Annotated in this window: 19 protein-coding genes and 1 pseudogene; 8 read left to right on the top strand and 12 right to left on the bottom strand. The window is 71.3% G+C overall.

Going from position 1 to position 19,893, the window contains the following annotated elements:
- Positions 1 to 31 precede the first annotated feature (31 nt).
- The 3 genes and pseudogenes from EHO50_RS39365 (at position 32) to EHO50_RS39355 (ending at position 2,766) form a co-directional block, all read left to right on the top strand.
- Positions 32 to 1,084 (top strand): aminotransferase class V-fold PLP-dependent enzyme, encoded by a 1,053-nt coding sequence (locus tag EHO50_RS39365; RefSeq protein ID WP_128436649.1) that lies wholly within the window; start codon positions 32 to 34, stop codon positions 1,082 to 1,084.
- A gap of 463 nt (positions 1,085 to 1,547) precedes the next feature.
- Positions 1,548 to 1,712 (top strand): annotated as a pseudogene (locus EHO50_RS39360) (RNA polymerase sigma factor); the annotation flags it as partial.
- Between the two features lie 52 nt (positions 1,713 to 1,764).
- Positions 1,765 to 2,766, top strand: coding sequence for a maleylpyruvate isomerase family mycothiol-dependent enzyme (locus EHO50_RS39355; protein WP_128436648.1), 1,002 nt, complete (start codon positions 1,765 to 1,767; stop codon positions 2,764 to 2,766).
- 21 nt (positions 2,767 to 2,787) lie between these two features.
- On the opposite strand, the gene thpD is transcribed toward EHO50_RS39355, so the two are convergent.
- From thpD to EHO50_RS39325, 6 genes are all read right to left on the bottom strand, one after another.
- Positions 2,788 to 3,690, bottom strand: a complete 903-nt coding sequence (thpD, locus tag EHO50_RS39350) for an ectoine hydroxylase (protein WP_128436647.1) — start codon at positions 3,688 to 3,690, stop codon at positions 2,788 to 2,790.
- 7 nt (positions 3,691 to 3,697) lie between these two features.
- Positions 3,698 to 4,102 carry an ectoine synthase gene (locus tag EHO50_RS39345; RefSeq protein WP_128436646.1) on the bottom strand — a complete coding sequence of 135 codons (405 nt, stop codon included), beginning with the start codon at positions 4,100 to 4,102 and terminating at the stop codon, positions 3,698 to 3,700.
- 28 nt (positions 4,103 to 4,130) lie between these two features.
- Complete coding sequence (ectB, locus tag EHO50_RS39340) at positions 4,131 to 5,402, bottom strand: diaminobutyrate--2-oxoglutarate transaminase (RefSeq protein WP_128436645.1); 1,272 nt, start codon at positions 5,400 to 5,402, stop codon at positions 4,131 to 4,133.
- Positions 5,403 to 5,457: 55 nt separating this feature from the next.
- Complete coding sequence (gene ectA, locus EHO50_RS39335) at positions 5,458 to 5,964, bottom strand: diaminobutyrate acetyltransferase (RefSeq protein ID WP_128436644.1); 507 nt, start codon at positions 5,962 to 5,964, stop codon at positions 5,458 to 5,460.
- 306 nt (positions 5,965 to 6,270) lie between these two features.
- On the bottom strand, positions 6,271 to 6,804 hold the full coding sequence (locus EHO50_RS39330) for a DinB family protein (RefSeq protein WP_128436643.1): 534 nt from the start codon (positions 6,802 to 6,804) through the stop codon (positions 6,271 to 6,273).
- A 307-nt stretch (positions 6,805 to 7,111) separates the two neighbouring features.
- Positions 7,112 to 8,212 (bottom strand): pyridoxal-phosphate-dependent aminotransferase family protein, encoded by a 1,101-nt coding sequence (locus tag EHO50_RS39325; RefSeq protein ID WP_128436642.1) that lies wholly within the window; start codon positions 8,210 to 8,212, stop codon positions 7,112 to 7,114.
- Positions 8,213 to 8,469: 257 nt separating this feature from the next.
- Between EHO50_RS39325 and EHO50_RS39320 the strand changes: the two genes are divergently transcribed.
- From EHO50_RS39320 to EHO50_RS39300, 5 genes are all read left to right on the top strand, one after another.
- Entirely contained in the window at positions 8,470 to 9,321 is an 852-nt protein-coding gene (locus tag EHO50_RS39320; protein ID WP_128436641.1) for a transporter substrate-binding domain-containing protein, read from the top strand.
- Positions 9,322 to 9,325: 4 nt separating this feature from the next.
- Entirely contained in the window at positions 9,326 to 10,177 is an 852-nt protein-coding gene (locus EHO50_RS39315; protein WP_128436640.1) for an amino acid ABC transporter permease, read from the top strand.
- Complete coding sequence (locus tag EHO50_RS39310) at positions 10,174 to 10,983, top strand: amino acid ABC transporter ATP-binding protein (protein ID WP_128436639.1); 810 nt, start codon at positions 10,174 to 10,176, stop codon at positions 10,981 to 10,983. Before EHO50_RS39315 ends, EHO50_RS39310 begins: the two co-directional genes overlap by 4 nt.
- Before the next feature lie 35 nt (positions 10,984 to 11,018).
- Positions 11,019 to 12,113, top strand: a complete 1,095-nt coding sequence (locus EHO50_RS39305) for an amidohydrolase family protein (RefSeq protein WP_128436638.1) — start codon at positions 11,019 to 11,021, stop codon at positions 12,111 to 12,113.
- 189 nt (positions 12,114 to 12,302) lie between these two features.
- Positions 12,303 to 13,235, top strand: coding sequence for an SCO1860 family LAETG-anchored protein (locus EHO50_RS39300; RefSeq protein WP_128436637.1), 933 nt, complete (start codon positions 12,303 to 12,305; stop codon positions 13,233 to 13,235).
- Between the two features lie 173 nt (positions 13,236 to 13,408).
- Here the strand turns inward: EHO50_RS39300 and cobC are convergent, their stop codons facing one another.
- The 6 genes from cobC to cobM are packed head-to-tail and all read right to left on the bottom strand — an operon-like array spanning position 13,409 to position 19,879.
- The gene (gene cobC / locus EHO50_RS39295) at positions 13,409 to 14,485 is read right to left on the bottom strand and encodes an Rv2231c family histidinol phosphate aminotransferase CobC (protein ID WP_128436636.1); all 1,077 of its coding nucleotides are present in this window, start codon (positions 14,483 to 14,485) and stop codon (positions 13,409 to 13,411) included.
- The gene (locus EHO50_RS39290; RefSeq protein WP_128436635.1) at positions 14,475 to 15,419 is read right to left on the bottom strand and encodes a sirohydrochlorin chelatase; all 945 of its coding nucleotides are present in this window, start codon (positions 15,417 to 15,419) and stop codon (positions 14,475 to 14,477) included. The genes cobC and EHO50_RS39290 overlap by 11 nt, the downstream gene beginning before the upstream one ends.
- Positions 15,416 to 16,054 (bottom strand): precorrin-8X methylmutase, encoded by a 639-nt coding sequence (locus tag EHO50_RS39285; protein WP_128436703.1) that lies wholly within the window; start codon positions 16,052 to 16,054, stop codon positions 15,416 to 15,418. Before EHO50_RS39285 ends, EHO50_RS39290 begins: the two co-directional genes overlap by 4 nt.
- 32 nt (positions 16,055 to 16,086) lie before the next feature.
- On the bottom strand, positions 16,087 to 17,835 hold the full coding sequence (cobJ, locus tag EHO50_RS39280; RefSeq protein ID WP_128436634.1) for a precorrin-3B C(17)-methyltransferase: 1,749 nt from the start codon (positions 17,833 to 17,835) through the stop codon (positions 16,087 to 16,089).
- Positions 17,832 to 19,064, bottom strand: a complete 1,233-nt coding sequence (gene cbiE / locus EHO50_RS39275; RefSeq protein ID WP_128436633.1) for a precorrin-6y C5,15-methyltransferase (decarboxylating) subunit CbiE — start codon at positions 19,062 to 19,064, stop codon at positions 17,832 to 17,834. Before cbiE ends, cobJ begins: the two co-directional genes overlap by 4 nt.
- Positions 19,061 to 19,879 carry a precorrin-4 C(11)-methyltransferase gene (cobM, locus tag EHO50_RS39270; protein ID WP_128436632.1) on the bottom strand — a complete coding sequence of 273 codons (819 nt, stop codon included), beginning with the start codon at positions 19,877 to 19,879 and terminating at the stop codon, positions 19,061 to 19,063. Before cobM ends, cbiE begins: the two co-directional genes overlap by 4 nt.
- Between the last annotated feature and the right edge of the window lie 14 nt (positions 19,880 to 19,893).

Here is a 19,893-nt window from a genome sequence, read left to right as displayed (position 1 = left end):
CCGATAGGTGTTCAGGGCCCACAGTGGAGCCATGGAGACCTTCGAGAGCCTGGTCCGCGCCGAGTTCGCACCGAAGAACGTCTATCTCAACACCGCGAGCAGCGCCCTGCTGCCGGCCCGCACCGTCACCGCCCTGCACCGGGCCGTGCGGATGCGGGCCGAGGGCACGCCGCTCGGCCCTCTGTACGAGGACGTGGAGGTCGTGCGCGCCTCCTTCGCCCGGCTGGCCGGCGTCCCGGTCGAGCGGGTCGCGACCGGGGCCTCGGTCGCCGAGTACGGCGGGCTGATCGCGGCCTCGCTCCCCGCAGGTGCCGAAGTCCTCACCGCGGAGGCCGACTTCGCCTCCCTCGTGAACCCCTTCCACATGCGCGGCGACCTCAAGGTGCGCGCCGTCCCGTTGGACCGCCTCGCCGAGTCCGTCCGCCCGGACACCGCACTCGTCGCGGTCAGCGCCGCGCAGTCCGCCGACGGCCGGATCGCCGACCTGCCCGCCGTGCGCGCGGCGGCACTGGCGCAGGGGGCGCGCACCTACGTCGACGCCTCCCAGTCGGCCGGATGGCTGCCGCTGGAGGCCGGCGCGTACGATTTCGTCGCCGCCGTCGGCTTCAAGTGGCTCCTGGGCCCGCACGGCGTCGCGTTCTGCGTCGTCCCGGAGGACTTCGGCGGGCTGACGCCGCTGCTCGCCGGGTGGGTCGCCGGAGAGGCCCCCTGGGACAGCTGCTACGGCCCCGTCGAGGACCTCGCCCACTCCGCTCGGCGCTTCGACATCAGCCCCAGCCTCTTCACCTACGCCGGGCTGCGCACGTCCCTGGAGCTGATCGAGGAACTCGGCGTGTCCGCCATCCAGGCCCATGACCTCGACCTCGCCGACCGCTTCCGCGCGGGCCTTGCGACCCTCGGCCACGAACCGGTGCCCTCGCCCGGCTCGGCGATCGTCTCCGTGCCCGGACTCGGCCACCGCCAGCCCGAGCTGAGCGCGGCCGGAATCGAGGTCGCCAACCGCGCGGGCAACCTGCGCGCGGCCTTCCACCTCTACAACACCCCCGCGGATGTCGACCGGTTGCTGGACGTCCTCTCGGCCTGAACCTGCGGTGACTTACCACGATCGTGTGATCGTCGGCTCGTGGGCTTGCGCTGTGCTGAGAGGGCCGAGGTAGTGTCGTCGCGCAATCTGGGACGCCGGGTGTGGCGTCAGCGTGCGGGGCCCCTGCTCCACCAGCGAGATGGTTCAGGGCCTCCCCGTCGCCTCTGGCCGCACCCACATGGCCAGATCGTGAGGGACTCCGCCCGCCCGGCTCGGACCACGGACGTGATCCGTGTCGCCGCCCGGGATGTGAAAGCGGATGACCAGTGCGCCCAAGACCGTTCGGGGCGTGCGGCTGATCGGAGCTTTCCCGGTCGGTTCCCAGGAACGGTGGTGGTGCCGGTGGAGCAGACCGGCAGCGGGGCCGTTCGCCCCATGGCAATCGCCCACCGATCGGCGGGCGCGCGGCAGGCCGGTGTTGTGGGGCGCTACAAGGGGCACCCGCAACCCGGCCACCGCCGAGGTCGTCGTCCACCTCGCCTACGTCGCGGGCCGCACCTACCGGCAGGCCGCCGTGGAGCTGGGGATACCCGAGGGCACGGCCAAGACCCGGCTGCGCACCGCCCTGCGTACCTTGGCGGAGACTTTGGCCGACCCACCGGACCCGGCGCTCGAAAGAGGCGCATGATGGCGAGAGGGGTACGAACCGGGGACAGGCACGGGCAGGAGGTGGGCGCGCGGTGACCGACGATCACGAGGCGGTACGGGAGCTGCTTGCCGCCTGGGCCTTCGGCGCCCTCGACCCGGCCGACGAGAAGACGGTCCCGCCGCACCTGGCCGAGTGCGAGAGCTGCGCGGCGGAGGCGGAACTGCTGCGGGAGACGGTACGACTGCTGGAGGGGCCGCCGCGGAACGCTCCCGCGGCGCCGGACGAGGTCTTGTTGTCCCTCGCCCTGCGCGCCCGCTCCGCCGCCCCGCGCGTCGCCGAGCACGTCGCTCCCTACTCCGCCGCGGTCGCCGGCCTGAAGGCACTGCTCCCCGAGCTGGAAGGCCACTGGACCACGCCGGTCGTGCACGACTGGGACGTGCACGCCACCGTCGCCCACCTCCTCGCCGCCGACGAGCACCTGGCCTCCCTGCTCGGCGTCGGCGCCCGGGTGCCGCCCTCGCGGATCGCGCAGGGCACCCGCTGGGAGGACGCCTGGAACCGCCGTACCGCCGATGTCATCGCGCACGAGCACGGCCGTACGCCCGAGGAGACCGTGGCCGACTGGTCCGCGCAGGCGGCCGAGCTGCTCGGCACGCCGGAGGCCCGCGATGCCCAACTGGCCGCCCGGGCCGTGACGTTGATGGGGCTGCGGCTGCCCGTCGCCGACCACTTCCTGGTGCGCGGCTTCGAGACGTGGATCCACACCGACGACATCGGCCGCGCACTCGGCATCGCCGTCCCGCCCCCGCCCCAGGAGCACCTTCACCAGCTGATCCGCCTCGCCGTACGCGTCCTCGGCCTGGCTCTGGGAACCACCGCGCCCCCGGTGCTCTTCTCGGTCACCGGGGGCGAGGAGTGGGTGCTGGGGTCGGCGGACGAGCCCGTGCGGGCCGAACTCGCCGTCGATCCGGTCGACTTCTGCCTGCTGGTCGGCGGACGATACGCCCCGGAGGCGGTGCCGAGGGGTGCCACGGGCGACGCGGCCGCCGTACGGAACGTACTGGAGACGGCCGCGTCGCTGGCGTGGCTGTGAGGATCACTTCACGTGTGAGCGTCACTTCACGGGGGTGAAGTCCCTCGCGCCGATGAACTCCGGCCGCCGTATCGGAGCCGCGAAGGGCTCGACGGCCGCGTTCTCCACGCTGTTGAACACGATGAACACGTTGCTGCGCGGGAACGGCGTGATGTTGTCGCCGGAGCCGTGCATGCAGTTGCAGTCGAACCAGGTAGCCGAACCGGCCTTGCCCGTGAAGAGCTTGATGCCGTACTCGGAGGCCATCTTGGTCAGCGCCTCGTCGGACGGCGTGCCCGCGTCCTGCATCTGCAGGGACTTTTTGTAGTTGTCCTTCGGCGTGGCACCCGCACAGCCCAGGAACGTGCGGTGCGAGCCCGGCATGATCATGAGCCCGCCGTTGGTGTCGTAGTTCTCGGTCAGCGCGATCGAGACGGACACCGTACGCATGTTGGGCAGGCCGTCCTCGGCGTGCCAGGTCTCGAAGTCGGAGTGCCAGTAGAAGCCACTGGCCCCGAAGCCCGGCTTGACGTTGATCCGCGACTGGTGGACGTACACGTCCGAGCCGAGGATCTGCCGGGCCCGGCCGACGACCCGCTCGTCGCGCACCAGAGAGGCGAACACCTCACTGATCTTGTGCACTTCGAAGACGGACCGGATCTCCTTGGACTTCGGCTCGATGATCGAGCGCTCGTCCGCACGGATCGCCGGGTCGGTGACCAGCCGCTCCAACTCCTGTGCGTAGACCGCGACCTCGTCCTCGGTGATGAGCTGGTCGATGGCGAGGAAGCCGTCGCGCTCGAAGGACTGCAGGTCGGTCGTCGCGATCGGGCCGGGCGTGTCGGGGGAGCCCCAGACGACGGGGTCCTGGCGCGGCGTCGACACCTCGGTGGCGGCGCGGCTGGGGTAGAGATCGGTGACGTTTGCGGTCATGGCGGTGGTCATGGGTTTCTCACACCTCCTCGGGCTCGGTGAGCAGCGGGTACACGCCGTTCTCGTCGTGGTCCTCCCGGCCGGTCACGGGCGGGTTGAAGACGCAGAGGCAGCGGAAGTCCTCCTTGATCCGCAGCGTGTGCCTCTCGTGCCCGTCCAGGAGGTACATGGTCCCGGGCGTGATGGTGTGCGTCCGCCCGGTCTCGTGGTCGGTCAGCTCGGCCTCGCCCTCGACGCAGACGACGGCCTCGATGTGGTTCGCGTACCACATCGACGTCTCCGTACCCGCGTACAGGATCGTCTCGTGCAGGGAGAAGCCGACCTTCTCCTTGGCGAGGACGATGCGCTTGCTCTCCCAGGTGCCGGACGCCGATTTCACATGGCGGTCGGTTCCTTCGATGTCCTTGAACGAACGGACGATCACGGTGCTGCGATGCCTCCTAGGTGGTGTTTCAGATGGTTTCCCGCACGGAGCGGGCGAGGACGCTGAGCCCCTCGTCCAGCTCCTCCGGGGTGATCGTGAGCGCCGGAAGCAGCTTCACGACCTCGCTCTCGGGGCCCGACGTCTCGATGAGCAGCCCGAGTTCGAAGGCTCGGTGCGCGACCCGTCCGGCGCGCTCCTTGTCGTGGAACTCCAGGCCCCACACGAGCCCGCGCCCGCGGTACTCCTTCACATCGGCGAGGTTCTCCTCGGTGATGGAGATGAGCGCCTGCTCGATCTGCTCCCCGCGCTTACGGGTCTGCTTCTCCATCGCGGACCCGTCCGCCCAGTACGTCTCCAGGGCGGCCGTGGCCGTGACGAAGGCGGGGTTGTTGCCGCGGAAGGTGCCGTTGTGCTCGCCCGGCTCCCAGATGTCCAGCTCGGGCTTGAACAGGCACAGGGACATGGGCAGTCCGTAGCCGCTGATGGACTTGGACACGGTGACGATGTCGGGCGTGATCCCGGCCTCCTCGAACGAGAAGAAGGCCCCGGTCCGCCCGCACCCCATCTGGATGTCGTCGACGATGAGCAGCATGTCCTGCCGCTCGCACAGCTCGGCGAGCGCCCGCAGCCACTCCTTGCGGGCGACGTTGATGCCGCCCTCGCCCTGCACGGTCTCCACGATCACGGCGGCGGGCTTGTTGAGCCCGGACCCCTGGTCCTCGAGCAGGCGCTCGAACCAGAGGAAGTCCTCGACCGTGCCGTCGAAGTAGTTGTCGAACGGCATCGGCGTGCCGTGCACGAGCGGGATCCCGGCGCCGGCCCGCTTGAAGGCGTTGCCGGTGACGGCGAGCGACCCCAGGGACATCCCGTGGAAGGCATTGGTGAAGGACACGATGGCCTCGCGCCCCTTCACCTTCCGAGCCAGCTTCAGCGCCGACTCGACGGCGTTCGTACCCGTGGGCCCCGGGAACATGACCTTGTACGGCAGGTCACGCGGCCGCAGCACGATGTTCTGGAAGGACTCCAGGAAGGCGCGCTTGGCGCTGGTGGACATGTCGAGCCCGTGCGTGACACCGTCCCGCTCCAGGTAGTCGATCAACGCCCGTTTCAGGACGGGGTTGTTGTGCCCGTAGTTCAGGGAGCCGGCCCCGGCGAAGAAGTCCAGATACTCGTGGCCGTCCTCGTCGTACATGCGGCTGCCGCGCGCGCGGTCGAAGACGGTGGGCCAGCCGCGGCAGTAGCTGCGTACCTCGGACTCCAGGGTCTCGAAGACGCTGAGGTCGGGCTGGGTGATGGTCACGACGAATCGCTCCTCGTTTGCGTGGGGGGAGTGCGTGCTGGTCGTCAGCTGGTCGTCAGGGGGAGAGGGGACCGATGCGGTAGAGGACTTCGGGGTCGTGCGGCCCGTCGGGGAACAGGCCGGCATCGAACAGCACCTCGCGCTCCAGGGCGGCACCGTGCCGCTCCGCGAAGGCGCCGAACAGCCGCTCGGAGGCGGTGTTGCCCGGGGTGATGGTGGTCTCGACGCTCGTGACGCCGTACTCGCGACCGGCTCGCGCGACGAGCCCGTCGAGCAGCGCGGCGGCGATCCCGCGTCCGCGGTGCGTGTCGTCCACGGCCACCTGCCAGACGAGCAGGGTCTGCGGACGATCCGGCCGTACGTACCCGGTGACGAAGCCGACCGGCTCCCCGCGCTCGTCGCGGGCGACGGCCGAGGTGTCGGCGAAGTCGCGGCACCACAGCAGATAGCTGTACGACGAGTTGAGGTCGAGGGCCTTGGAGTCCCGGGCAATCCGCCACAGCGCGGCCCCGTCGGCCACCGCCGGACGGTCGATTTGCAGGTCTGCTTGTGCGGCAGTCATGCGAATTGAATTTACCGAGGGAAATTCGAAATTGCATGGCCGGGAGGGGTTACGTGTGAGGTCCGGGTGTGTTATCACGCGGGCGTGAGGTGTGGCGCGGATCAGGGGTGGATCGCACCGCTCTGTCCGGTTAATACCGCACAAAAGGGGCGCGATGTGGAACGCGTCACAGCCATGTAACTCCCACGAGATCTGCCCGAATTCCTCCAGTTGGTGTTCGCGGAATCTTTGCGTTTAGGTCCGGCGAAAGCGGGCAGAAGAGAATGGGAAGCTGCCCTGGAAAGGAATTCGAGAATTACACCGAATTCAGGCTCCGGTAACTCCGTCGATGCGCTCCCGCAGAATGTCGGCGTGGCCGTTGTGCCGTGCGTACTCCTCGATCATGTGAATGAGCACCCACCGCAGACTGACCTCGACCCCGGCCATCGGCCCGTCCCCGATCCGCCCCACACTCTCCAGCGCCCGCCCGGCACACACCTCCCGCCCCCGCGCGATCTCCCGCCGCCACACCGCGAGCGCCTCCCCGATCCCACGCCCGGCATCGAGGGCGTACCCGCTCTCGTTCCCCTCCCCGTACACCGGCGGCACGTCGAGCCCACCCACCACCCGCTGGAACCAGTTCCGCTCACACTCCGCGAGGTGCTGCACCAGCCCGAGCAACGTCAACTCCGACGACTCGACCGAGGCAAGCCGCAGCTGCACGTCGTCCAGCCCCGAGCACTTGAGCTCCAGGGTGGCGCGATGGAAGGCGAGCCAGCTTTCGAGCATGGGGAGCTCGTCGCCGGTCAGGAGGGGGAGGGGGCGGCCGTCGGGGAGGAGTTCCGGGGTGTTGGTGGTCATGCCGGGAGCGTGGCACGGCGGACGGACCGGCGGTACGGCTTTCAGCGCGGGGCGAATCTCGGGGGTGCGGCCTCACTGCGGCGGCGGTCACTTCCCGGCGCCGGCCGGCATCATCCAGCCCGTCCGGCGGTCACTTCCCAGCGCCGGTCCAAGCATTTCAGCCCGTCCGGCGTTTGAGGACGAGGCCGTTCAGGCCGACGGGGGTCCAGGGGGCAAAGCCCCCTGGCGGGGTCGAAGGGGCGGAGCCCCTTCAAGGACGGGACGGGTAGGGGCGGCGGGGGCGAAGGAGCCAGGCCCCAGCCCCCGACTACCGCCAGGCTTCCTCCACCACCCGCAACGCCCCCTCCACATCCACACCCAGCCCCTTCTCCGCCAGCGCAGCCCCCAACGCCGCCACACACCCCCGCACCGCACCCGACGCCGCATCCACCCCGTAGTGATTGACCCGAATCATCTCCTTGGCCAACGCCCCACCCCCCGCGGCCAGCGGCAACGCAGGGTCGCCCGCCAGCGCCCGAGCCACCACCTCCGACGCCACCACCCCCGCCGGCGCCCGAAGCGTCGTAGCGACAGGAGCGGCCTCCCCGGCGTCGTACACATACGGCTCCAAGCCCCCACCCAGCGCAACCGCCCCGGCCCGAGTCGACAGCGCGGCGGCCCGGTGCCGGGCCATCACCGCATCCAGCCCGTCCCCCTCGATCCGCTCCACACAAGCCTCGAGCGCCAGCATCTCCAGCTGCGCAGGCGCATGCAGCAGCGCCTTCCGCCCACCGTCGATCCACCGCTCCTTCCAGTCGAGCAGCGACAGATACGACCGCCGCGGCGCCCTGGGGTTCGCCGCCATCCGCACCCACGCCCGCTCGCTCACCGACACCGCCGAAACCCCGGCCGGCCCGCCCATCGCCTTCTGCGCCCCGATGACGCACAGGTCCACGCCCCATGCGTCCGGCAGCACCGGCTCGGCCCCGATCGACGCCACGGCGTCCAGGTAGAACAGCGCCCCGTGCGCCCGCACGACCTCACCGATCTCCGCGACGGGGTTGGTGTTGCCGGTCGCCGCCTCCGCATGCACCAGGGACACGAAGTCGATCTCCGGGTGCTCGGCGAAGGCCTCCCGGACCTGGTCCGCCGTGACGGCCGTATGGAAGGGCACCGCCAGATCGATCACGGTCGCACCGCAGTCACGCAGCCAGTCCCCGAAGGTCTGCCCGTACGGACCGGTGATCACGTTCAGCGCGACCGTGCCGGGCCCGGCCGTCCCCCGGATCGCCCCTTCCAGCGGCAGCAGCGCCTCGCCCTGCATGATCACGACGTCCTGCTCGGTCCCGAGCAGCCGCGCCACCCGGTCCTCGATGGCGGCGAATCGGCCGGCGCTCAGCGGGGTCAGGTCCAGGAAGGGATGGGTCACGGCGGGCTCTCTTCGCTCTCTTCGCTCCGGATCGACGAGGACGAGCGTAAACCGGGCGGTGACTGGGCAGTGACCGGGCGCCCCACACCCCTTCTCGCCCCCCTTCCCGCCCACTTCCGTCCCTCCCCATCCCCTCCCAACCGCCTCCCCGCACCCGACTTCTTAGGTCGAACGGCCCCTTAACCATCGGTTTGGTTTGAGGAACTCAAACCTCTCCTTATAATCGGAACCCACAGTTCCCTGACAGGAGGCTCCCCGTGAAGACGACCCTCGGGCGCCGGACCCGCATTCTGGCCGCCACCACCGCGACGGCCGGGCTGGTGCTCGTGGCCGGCTGCTCCTCCGACGACAACGGCGGCAGCGGTACGAAGACGGCGGCCGGCGGTGTCGAAGTCGTCAAGGCGGGCCGGCTCACCACCTGCACCCACCTGCCGTATCCGCCGTTCCAGTCGGAGATCGACGGCAAGGTGCAGGGCTTCGACGTCTCCCTCATCGACCTGGTCGCGGACGACCTGGGCGTGAAGCAGACGATCGTCGACCAGCCCTTCGAGAACTTCAAGACCGGCGGCTCCCTCAACGCCGGGCAGTGCGACCTCGCCGCCGCCGGCATGACCATCACCGAGGAGCGCAAGAAGAACGTCGACTTCTCGGACCCGTACTTCGAGGCCACCCAGGCCGTCCTCGTCGACAAGAAGAGCGGCATCTCCTCCTTCGCGGACCTCAAGGGCAAGAAGGTCGGCGCCCAGGCACAGACGACCGGCGAGGACTACGCCAAGAGCAAGGGCCTGGACCCCGTCTCCTTCGAGTCCTCCGACGCCGTCATCAACGGCCTGCGCACCGGCCAGGTGCAGGCGGTCGTCATCGACTACCCGGTCGTCCAGGGCTGGCTGAAGGACAAGGCCAACGCGGCCGCCTTCGAGGTCGCCGAGCAGATCAACACCGGTGAGCAGTACGGTTTCACGGTGAAGAAGGGCAACACCAAGCTCCGCGAGGCCATCAACAAGGCGATCAAGGACGCGAAGGCCGACGGCACGTACAAGAAGCTGTACGAGCAGTGGATCGGCCCGTACGACGAGTCCGCCGCCTCCGCCTCGCCCGCCGCGTCCTGACCCCATGACCGACACCACCGGCAACGACGTACGTCTCCAGCCGAAGCAGCCCAAGAAAAAGGGCCTGACCCGGCGTCAGAAGCGCAGTCTGTCGCGCGGCATCCAGTACGTCGTCTTCGTCGCGGCCGTGATCGCCTTCGCGGTCGCGGCCGACTGGGACCGACTGGCGAACCAGTTCGCGCAGGAGGACATCGCGGAGCAGATGTTCCCCGAGGTCATCACGCTCGCGCTGAAGAACACCGTGCTGTACACGGTGTCCGGCTTCGCCGTCGGGCTGGTCCTCGGCATGGTGATCGCGCTGATGCGGCTGTCGTCCGTGGGGCCGTACCGCTGGCTCGCCGGCGTCTACATCGAGATCTTCCGCGGTCTGCCCGCCCTGCTGATCTTCATCTTCATCGGGGTCGCCGTGCCGCTGGCCTTCCCGGGCACGGAGATCCCGGGCGGTACGTACGGCAAGGTCGCCCTCGCGCTCGGCCTGGTGGCCGCCGCGTACATGGCGGAGACGATCCGTGCGGGCATCCAGGCCGTGCCCAAGGGACAGATGGAGGCGGCGCGTTCGCTCGGCTTCTCGCCCGCCCGCGCCATGATCTCGATCATCATCCCGCAGGCGTTCCGGATCATCCTCCCGCCGCTGACCAACGAACTCGTCCTGCTCTTCAAGGACTCCTCGCTGGTGCTGTTCCTCGGTGTGACGCTGGAGGAGCGCGAGCTGTCCAAGTTCGGCCGTGACCTCGCCAGCCAGACCGCCAACTCCACGCCGATCCTGGTCGCGGGCCTGTGCTATCTGCTGGTCACGATCCCGCTCGGCTTCGTCGTACGCCGCATGGAGGCGAAGGCCCAGGAGGCCGTGAAGTGACAGAGAAGACCCTTGGCTCCCGACCGGAGATCGAAGTCCGCGGCCTGTACAAGTCCTTCGGCGACAACGAGGTGCTGCGCGGCATCGACCTGGAGATCAACCAGGGCGAGGTCGTGTGCGTGATCGGCCCGTCCGGCTCGGGCAAGTCGACCCTGCTGCGCTGCGTGAACCTGCTCGAAGAGCCCACCAAGGGCCAGGTCTTCGTCGGCGGCACCGAGCTCACCGACCCGGACGTCGACATCGACGCCGTACGCCGCCGTATCGGCATGGTCTTCCAGCAGTTCAACCTGTTCCCGCACCTCACGGTGACCGAGAACCTCAGCCTGCCGCAGCGCCGGGTCCTCAGGCGCGACAAGGCGACGGCCGCGAAGGTCGCCGCCGAGAACCTGGAGCGGGTCGGCCTGTCCGAGAAGGCCTCGGCATACCCGGCCTCCCTCTCCGGCGGCCAGCAGCAGCGTGTCGCCATCGCCCGCGCCCTCGCCATGGGCCCCGAGGTGATGCTCTTCGACGAGCCGACCTCCGCGCTGGACCCCGAGCTGGTGGGGGACGTACTGGCCGTCATGCGCATGCTCGCGAACGAGGGCATGACCATGATGGTCGTCACCCACGAGATGACCTTCGCGCGCGAGGTCGCCGACCGCGTCGTCTTCATGGACGGCGGAGTGATCGTCGAGGACGGCACCCCGGACCAGGTCATCGGCAGCCCGCAGCACGAACGCACCCGCCACTTCCTCTCCCGCCTCCTCGACCCGGCGATGGCCGAGGTGGAGGAGGAGACCTCGGACCAGGTGGGCAAGGGCGACTAGCCGGTCACCAGGGTCCGGTCATTAAGGTGCAGTACATGAGCGATCGCGCGGGTGCGCTGCACGTGAAGGGCCGGGTCCTGGTCGGGCCCGAAGACGTCCGGGACGAACTGTGGGTCGTCGACGGCCGGATCTCGTACGACCGTCCCGTCGGCGCCCGCGACATCCCTACCGTCGAGGGCTGGGCCCTGCCCGGCCTCGTCGACGCCCACTGCCATGTGGGCCTCGGCCCGCACGGCCCGGTCGACGACGACATCGCGGAGAAGCAGGCGCTGACCGACCGCGAGGCGGGCACCCTGCTGATCCGCGACGCCGGCTCGCCCTCCGACACCCGCTGGGTCGACGACCGCGAGGACCTGCCGAAGATCATCAGGGCTGGCCGGCACATCGCCCGCACCCGCCGCTACATCCGCGGCTACGCCCATGAGATCGAACCGGAGGACCTGGTCGCCTACGTCGCCCAGGAGGCCCGGCGCGGCGACGGCTGGGTCAAGCTGGTCGGCGACTGGATCGACCGCGACCTCGGGGACCTCGCGCCGACCTGGCCGCGGGAGGCGGTGGAGGCGGCCATCGCCGAGGCCCACCGCCTGGACGCCCGGGTGACCGCGCACTGCTTCTCGGAGGATTCGCTGCAGGACCTCGTCGAGTCGGGCATCGACTGCATCGAACACGCCACCGGCCTGACGGAGGACCTGATCCCCCTCTTCGCCGCGCGCGGCGTGGCGATCGTGCCGACCCTGGTCAACATCGCGACCTTCCCGAAGCTGGCCGACGGCGGCGAGTCGAGGTTCCCCCGCTGGTCGGCCCATATGCGCCGACTCCACGAACGCCGCTACGACACGGTCCGCTCCGCCTACGACGCCGGCATCCCCGTCTTCGTGGGCACGGACGCGGGCGGCACCCTGCCCCACGGTCTGGTGGCCGCCGAGGTGGCGGAACTGGTCACCGCAGGCATCCCCGCGGTCGAAGCCCTCGCGGCGACGACCTGGGCTGCCAGGGCGTGGCTCGGCCGTCCCGGCCTGGAGGAGGGGGCGGCGGCGGACCTGGTCGTGTACGAGTCCGACCCGCGGGCCGACGTACGGGTGTTGGCGGCGCCTCGACGGATCGTCCTGAACGGGAAGATCGTGGGCTGAGCTTCGGTTGTTGCGCGTTGCGCTTTGCGCGTTGCGCCTGTGACTGTGGAGAACGTGCGTGCCCTGAGGTTCGAAAACCTGCACGGGAAACACACGTAGGGGTGAACTCCCGGCAGGATGCTGACCGGGCCTTCCGCATGCGCGATTCTTGGCAGGTCCCGAGCAAGTCTCCTCCGAGGGGTCCCCACCTTGAACGGCAAGAACTTCCGCATGCCCGCACGCCGTCTCGCCACCGTCGCGACGGCCACCGCCCTGGCCGCCGGGCCCGCGGTCCTGGCCGGCGCGGGGCCCGCGTACGCGACCGGTGACGAGGGTCGCGCGAGCGCCGTCGTGCTGCGCACCGGGCTCGACGTCTCCCTGCTCAACAAGACCGTGAACGTCCCGCTCGCGGTCTCCCTGAACGAGGTGCAGGCCCCGCAGAGCGCCGAAAAGTCCACGCTGACGGCCCAGTTGAACGGCGTGGACGGCGGAAAGCCGTTCAGCGTGCTGAGTGCGCAGGTCGCCTCGTCGAAGGCGACGGTCGCGGGCGGCAAGGCCGAGGGGTACACCAACCTCGCCCACGCCAAGGTCCACGTCCCCGGCCTGCCGCTGCTCTCCCTCATCGAGGTCGGCCAGGTCACCTCCAAGGCGACCTGCGAGGCCGGTAAGACGCCGACCGCCTCGTCCAACCTGCTGGGCGACGTCACCGTGCTGGGCAAGAAGGTCACGCTGACCGCGGGCGGGACCACGAAGGTCGAGGTGCCGGGCGTGGGCGACGTGCGCCTGGACTACTCCAAGACGGAGACCGCGTCGCGTACGGCCGCCGCCACCGCCCTCGAACTCAAGGTCTCCGTCAACCCGTTGAAGCTGAACGTGGCCGACGTCCAGGGCAACCTGACCCTGGCCGAGGCGACCTGCGAAACGCCGGACGCGCCCGCGCAGGCAGCCGACCCGAGCACCGAGCCGAGCGCCACCCCCGGCACCGGTTCGGCCGGCGACGTGAAGCCCCAGGGTGAGGCCGCCGACGACGGCCTCGCGGAGACCGGCGGCAACTCCATGACGCCGTACATCGCGGGCGGCGCGGTCGCTCTGCTCCTCGCGGGTGGGGGAGCGGTGGCGCTGGCTCGGCGCGGCAGGAGCTGACACCGGAGGATCCGCACCCAGTCAACAGCCCTTCTTGTCAGGGCTGTTGACTGGCGTCTGAAAACGTTTTAGCTTCCCCTCACTCCGACTCCGAGAGATGAGGGGATCAGTGGAGCGTAAACGCTTACAGTCCCGCGCCCTCCTCCTGCTCATGCTCCCCGGCCTCGCCTGGCTCAGCGACGCGACAGAGCCATCGCCTGGTCAAGCGCCCGCAGGAACCGGTTGATCGTCCCCCGGTCCCGCACCGCCAGCCGCAGCCACTCCTCGCCCAGCCCGGGGAAGGTGTCCCCGCGCCGCACCGCGAACCCGAGCTCGCGCAGGTGCTCCCGTACCGTGGCCGCCCTCGGCAGTCGTACGAGGACGAAGGGGCCCTCGGCGGGCCCGACCACCCGGAGTCCGGCCGACGCGAACTCGCCGAGTCCCGCAACGAGATGGGCCCGGTCGGCGGCGATGCGGTGGGCCGCGTGGGCGGCCTCCGCCAGTGCCTGCGACGACACACAGGCCTCGGCGGCGGCCAGCGCGGGCGTGGAGACCGGCCACAGGGGCTGGGCGCGCTCCAGGTCGGCGATGGTGTCCGGGGCGGCCAGGACGTAGCCGATGCGCAGGCCGGCCAGGCCCCAGGTCTTGGTCAGGCTGCGCAGCACCACCAGACCCGGCACGTCCGTCCGCCCCGCCAGCGCCTCCCGCTCACCCGGCACCGCGTCCATGAACGCCTCGTCCACCACCAACGTCCGCCCGGGGCGGGCGAGTTCGGCGATGGATGCGGCCGGGTGGAGCACCGAGGTCGGATTCGTCGGGTTGCCGATCACCACCAGGTCGGCGTCCTCGGGGACGGCCGCAGGATCGAGCCGGAAGCCGTCCTCCTCCCGCAGCAGCACCCGGTCGACCGTGTGCCCCGCGTCCCGCAGCGCCGCCTCCGGCTCCGTGAACTGCGGGTGCACGACGACCGGTTGACGCACCTTCAGGGCGCGGGCGAGCAGGACGAACGCCTCCGCCGCCCCGGCCGTCAGCAGCACCCGCTCCACCGGCAGCCCGTGCCGCGCCGCCACCGCCGCCCGCGCGGCCCGCCCGTCCGGGTAGGCCGCGAGCGAACCCAGCGATCCGGCGATCCGCTCGCGCAGCCACGCGGGCGGCGTGTCCGCGCGGACGTTCACGGCGAGGTCGACGAGCGCCGAGCCGTCGTCACGGACCTCGGCGTCGCCGTGGTGGCGGAGGTCGTGCGCCTCGGTCGGCGTGTGATCAGTGGGCATGTGAGTGGGCGCCATGGTGGTGGCCGTGGTCGTGATGACCGTGTCCGTGGTGGTGGCCGTCGTCGTCGGGGTGGAAGTGCGGCTGCTGGGGCAGCCCGACCTTGTCCTCGAAGCCGGGCAGCGCGATGCGGTACACGCACGAGTCGCAGTTCATGCGCAGGTCGCCCTTGAGGGCCTCCTCGTACCGCTCCATCACCAGGTCGAGCAGCTCCGGCTCCGGGCCGATGACGTCGGCCGAGTGCACCTCGACCTCCGGGTGCGCGGCCGCCCAGCCCTCCGTCTGCTGGCGCACACGGTCCGGCAGGATGCCGGTGAAGAGGAAGTAGGGGAGGACGACTATCTTCCGCGCCCCCAGCTTCACGCAGCGGTCCAGGCCGCTCGGCACGTCCGGCGCCGCGAGCGACACGAACGCCGTCTCCACACCCGCGTATCCACGCCCCTCCCACAGCAGCCGTGCCGCCTTGTGGACCTCGGCGTTGGCGTCCGGGTCGGTCGACCCGCGCCCGACCAGCAGGACGGTGACGTCGGCACGGTCGCCGGGCGTGCGCCCCTCGGCGGCGCCGAGCGCCTCGTCGAGCCGCCGCTCGAGCACGGACAGCAGCGACGGGTGCGGGCCCAGCGGGCGGCCGTAGGTGTACGAGATCCCGGGGTGCCGCTCCTTCTCGCGGGCCAGCGCCGCCGGGATGTCACCCTTGGCGTGCCCGGCGGACACCAGCATCAGCGGCACCGCGGCGAAACGCCGTACGCCCCGCTCGACCAGCTCGGTCACGGCCTCGCCCAGTGGCGGCGGGGACAGCTCGATGAAGCCGCCCGCGACGGGCAGTTCGGGGTGGCGGGCCCCCAGCTCCCGGACGAAGTCGCGGAACGCCTCGGCTCCGGCCTCGTCCCGGGTGCCATGACCGGCGATGAGCAGGGCGGGCGGCGGGGTGGTCACGATTTCTCCTCGGAGTGCGAATCGGCGTGGGGGACGGGGTGGGGAACGGGTTCGGAACCGGGTTCGGAAACGGGGTGGTACAGCAGGGCGTTCAGCGCGGCGGAGGCGACCGCCGAACCGCCCTTCTCGGACACGTTGCTCACGGCGGGCAGCCCGCTCTCGCGCAACGCGGCCTTGGACTCGACCGCGCCGACGAAGCCGACGGGCAGGCCGATGACGAGCGCCGGGGCGGCGTCCAGGGTCAGCAGCTCCTCCAGCGCGGTCGGCGCGTTGCCGATCACCCAGAGGGCACCCGGGCCGACCTGCTCGTAGGCGAGCCGGATGGCATGCGCCGAACGCGTCAGCCCGGTACCTGCCACGGCGTCCCGGAGCCGGCAGACCGTCTCCCGCCGGGTGATGCCGGCGGCGACCATCTCGACGTCCACGACGACCGGTGCCCCGGCGTGCAGCGCGGCGTGCGCCTTCGCCAACTCGCCCTCGTCCATGACCAGGTCGGTCGCGTAGTCGAGGTCGGCGGCGGAGTGGATGACCCGCTCGACGACCGCACGGGTCAGCGGCGGGAAGTGCGAGGTGTCCAGGCGGGCGCGCAGCCGCCGGTAGGACTCCACCTCGATCGGATGGACGACGCGGTCCACACGGTCCACATGGTCTGCACGGGCCACTTGGTTCACTGGGCGCCCTCCTGCTGCTGTGCGCTCTCCTGCCAGCGGTAGCCGCGCGGCGTCACCATGCGCCCCGCGATGTCCCGGGTCGCCGTGTTGCCCACCGTCACGACCGTCATCATGTCGACCGTCGCCGGGTCGAGTGCGCCCAGTGTCGTGAGCCGACTGGACTCGTCCGGCCGCGACGCGTTCCGTACGACACCGACCGGCGTCGTCGGCTTCCGGTGCTCGGCGAGGATCGCCAGGGCCTTGGGCAGCTGCCAGTCCCGGCCCCGGGAGCGGGGGTTGTAGAAGGTGACCACGATGTCCGCCTCGGCCGCCGCCCGCACCCGCCGCTCGATGACCTCCCACGGAGTGTGCAGGTCGGACAGGCTGATCGACACGTGGTCGTGCCCGAGCGGCGCACCGAGGATCGCGGCGGCCGCGAGGGCGGCGGTGACGCCCGGGACCCCGATCACGTCGATGTCGTCGGAGGCCTCGGCGAGCGCGGGGGAGGCCATGGCGTACACGCCCGCGTCCCCGCTGCCGATCAGCGCGACGGCCTGCCCCTTGCGGGCCTCCTCGACCGCCGTCCGGGCCCGCTCCTCCTCGGCGCCGAGCCCCGACTCCAGGACCCGCGTGCCGGGCCGCAGCAGATCGCGGATCTGGTCGACGTACTGGTCGAGCCCGACGAGCACGGAGGCGCGCCGCAGCTCCGCCTTCGCGCGCGGCGTCAGCAGGTCCCGGGCGCCCGGCCCGAGCCCGACGACCGCGAGCCGCCCGCGCCCCGGCCGCCGTACGACGGCACAGGTCGCCATCGCCGGCTGCCCGTCGGCGCGTTCCGACTTGCGCTTGGGTACGAGGAGTTCGCCACCGCGCACGAGGGCGGCGGCCTCGGCGACGGAGGGGGTGCCGACGGCGGCGAGGGGCGCGTCGGAGGGGTTGGGGACCTCGACGCCCGCGAGCTGCTCGGCGGAGTGGGTCACCACCGGCACACCGAGCCGCTCGGCGGCCTCGACGATGCCGGGTTCGTCGGCCTTGGCGTCGACGGTGGCGAGTTCGGCGACGGACTTGAGAGAGAGGCCGGCCGCGCCGAGCGTGCTCTCGATCAGCCCGAGCACCTCGTCGACCGGGGCGCCCTTGGAGGCGCCGACGCCGACGACGAGGGACGGCGGGCGCAGGACGACCTCGCGCTCCGCGACGCGCTCGACGAGCCGGTCCGTCAGACGGATGGTGTAGGAACCCTCGCCACTCTCGGAACCCTCGGCACCCCCGGCACCCTCGGCGGCGACCGGGAGCGGGGGCAGCGGCCAGGCCAACTCGGCCTTCAGAGCCACCGGCTCACCGTCGAGCAGGGCCCGCGAGACCGCGGCGACATCGCCCTCGACCGGAAACCCGAGCGTGTCCAGACCGGGCACCCCCACGGCATCGGTCGCCGTCGTCACCACGGGCTCGGCGCCCAGCAACTCCCCGACCTCCCGGGCGAGTTCATTGGCCCCGCCGCCATGCCCGCCGACCAGCGACACGGCGAACCGCCCGCTCTCGTCGACGCACACCACGCCCGGGTCGGTCGCCTTGTCACCCAGCAGCGGGGCGATCAGCCGTACGACCGCCCCCGTCGCGAGAAGGCACACGAGCTGCTCGCACTCCGCGAACGCCCGCCGTACGGCGTCCCCGACGGGCCCGTCGTACACGCGCGCGCGGTCCGGCCATGCCGCGGCCAGCCGGTCCCGCGCCGCCGCCCCCGCCGCGGTGGCGGAAATGAGGCCGATCACTGGGCAACTCCTTCGATACGGCCGTCGGGCCTGACACCCCACAGCAGAAAAACGGGATTGGTCGCCGCCAGCCGGGTCACGTCCCCCGGCAGCGGCGCGAGCCGCGACGACTGCAACTGCACCCCGTCGCAGTCGAACCCGGCACCCTTCAGCGCCTCGCGGACGGCCGGCACCCGGTCCAGCGCCGCCATGGCGACCACGACCGCCCGGCGCGCCCGCCGCGCGCACGCGGTGACGATGGCGGGCAGCTCACGTCCCCCGCCCCCGATGAACACGGCGTCCGGATCGTCGAGGTCGGACAGCACGGTGGGCGCCGCCCCGTGCACGACATGGACGTCGACGCCGTGCGCGGCGGCGTTGGCGCGGATCCGCTCGACGCCGTCCGGGGTCTTCTCGACCGCGGTGACGGCGGCACCGAGCCGCGCGCACTCGACGGCCACCGACCCGGAGCCCGCGCCGACGTCCCAGACCAGGTCACCCAGCCGGGGCCCTAGCCGGGCCAGCGCGAGCGCCCGTACCTCGAACTTGGTGATCATGGAGTCGCGGTGGGCGAACTCGTCCTCGTCCAGGGCCCATTGAGCAGGGCCGGTCCCAGGGCCGGCGAGCGTCCGCACGGCGCCGAGCGCCCGCGTCCGGTCCAGGCACAGGACGACGCTCACCGCCGTACCCCAGTCCCGCGCGGCGGCCTCGGCAGCGGTGACCCGCTCGACGCGCTCGTCGGCGGAGCCGAGCGCCGAAGCCACGACGAGGACCCTGCGGTCGGCCCTGAGCGCCGCCCCGAGTTCCGCCGGCCCGGCCCCCGGCCCGGTCAGCACGGCGACCTTGGGCCGCGCCCGGCACACATTCACGGCCGTCCGCAGATCCCGCCCGTGCGCGCTGACGACCACCGCGTCGTCCCACGGCAGCCCGACCCGTGCGAAGGCGGCGGCGACGGAGGACACACCGGCCCGCACATCGAGCCGCTCCGCACCGAACCGCTCGGCCAGCGCCCGCACGATCCCGAAGAACCCCGGATCACCGGAGGCGAGCACCACGACCCGGCTCTGCTTGTCCAGGTGTCGTTCGACGACGTCCAGCGCGGGCGCCAGCGGACCGAGCACGACCTGCTCGGCATCCTCCGGCACCGGCGCGGACGCCAGATGACGCCGGCCGCCCACGACCAGCCGGGCCCCGGCCAGCACATCGGCGGGAACCGGCGCCCCCGTCCCCGTACCGAAGACCGTGATCATGTACTCGCACCCCGCTGACGCAACGCCCTGCGGGCCTCCGGGTCGGCCTTGCGGTACCCGTGGAAGTGACCGGGGTGGTAGAGGTGCGAGCGGGTGCCCTCGGCGTCGAGCGCCGGGCCCACCAGGAAGAGAGTGTGCTTCCAGAGCTTGTGCTCCTTGACGGTCTCCTCCAGCGTCGCGATCGTGCACCGCACGATCAGCTCCTCCGGCCAGGTGGCCTGGTAGGCGACGACGACCGGCGTGGACGTCGGATACCCGCCCTCCAACAGCTCCCGCACGAGCTGCCCGCTGCGAGCCGCCGACAGGAAGATCGCCATGGTGGTCCCGTGCTTGGCGAACTCCCGCACCTCCTCGCCGGGCGGCATCGGCGTCTTGCCGCCACCGAGCCGGGTGAGCACGACGGACTGCGCGACCTCCGGGATGGTCAGCTCGCGCTGCGCGAGTGCGGCGACGGCGGAGAAGGCGGAGACACCGGGAACGACCTCGGTGGCGATACCGATGCGGGCACACCGGTCGAGCTGCTCCTGGGTGCCGCCCCACAGGGCGGGGTCACCGGAGTGAATACGGGCGACGCGCAGGCCCTCTGCTCGGGCCCGCTCGTAGACGGCGACGACGTCCTCCAGGGACATGGTCGCCGAGTCGAGGATCTCCGCGTCCTCGCGCGCGTGCTCGAGGACCTCCGCCTGCACCAGGCTGGCCGCCCAGATCACGATGTCGGCCTCGGCGATGGCGCGCGCGCCACGGAACGTCAGCAGATCGGCGGCGCCGGGGCCGGCACCGACGAAGGTCACCTTGCCGGTGGGGGCATCGGCCATGGGAACGGTCCTTT

The sequence above is a fragment of the Streptomyces cyaneus genome, assembly GCF_004028635.1.
GTDB classification, from domain to species: Bacteria; Actinomycetota; Actinomycetes; order Streptomycetales; family Streptomycetaceae; genus Streptomyces; species Streptomyces cyaneus.
Note: the sequence above shows the minus strand (reverse complement) of the source record. Positions and strands in the feature narration are given on the sequence as shown.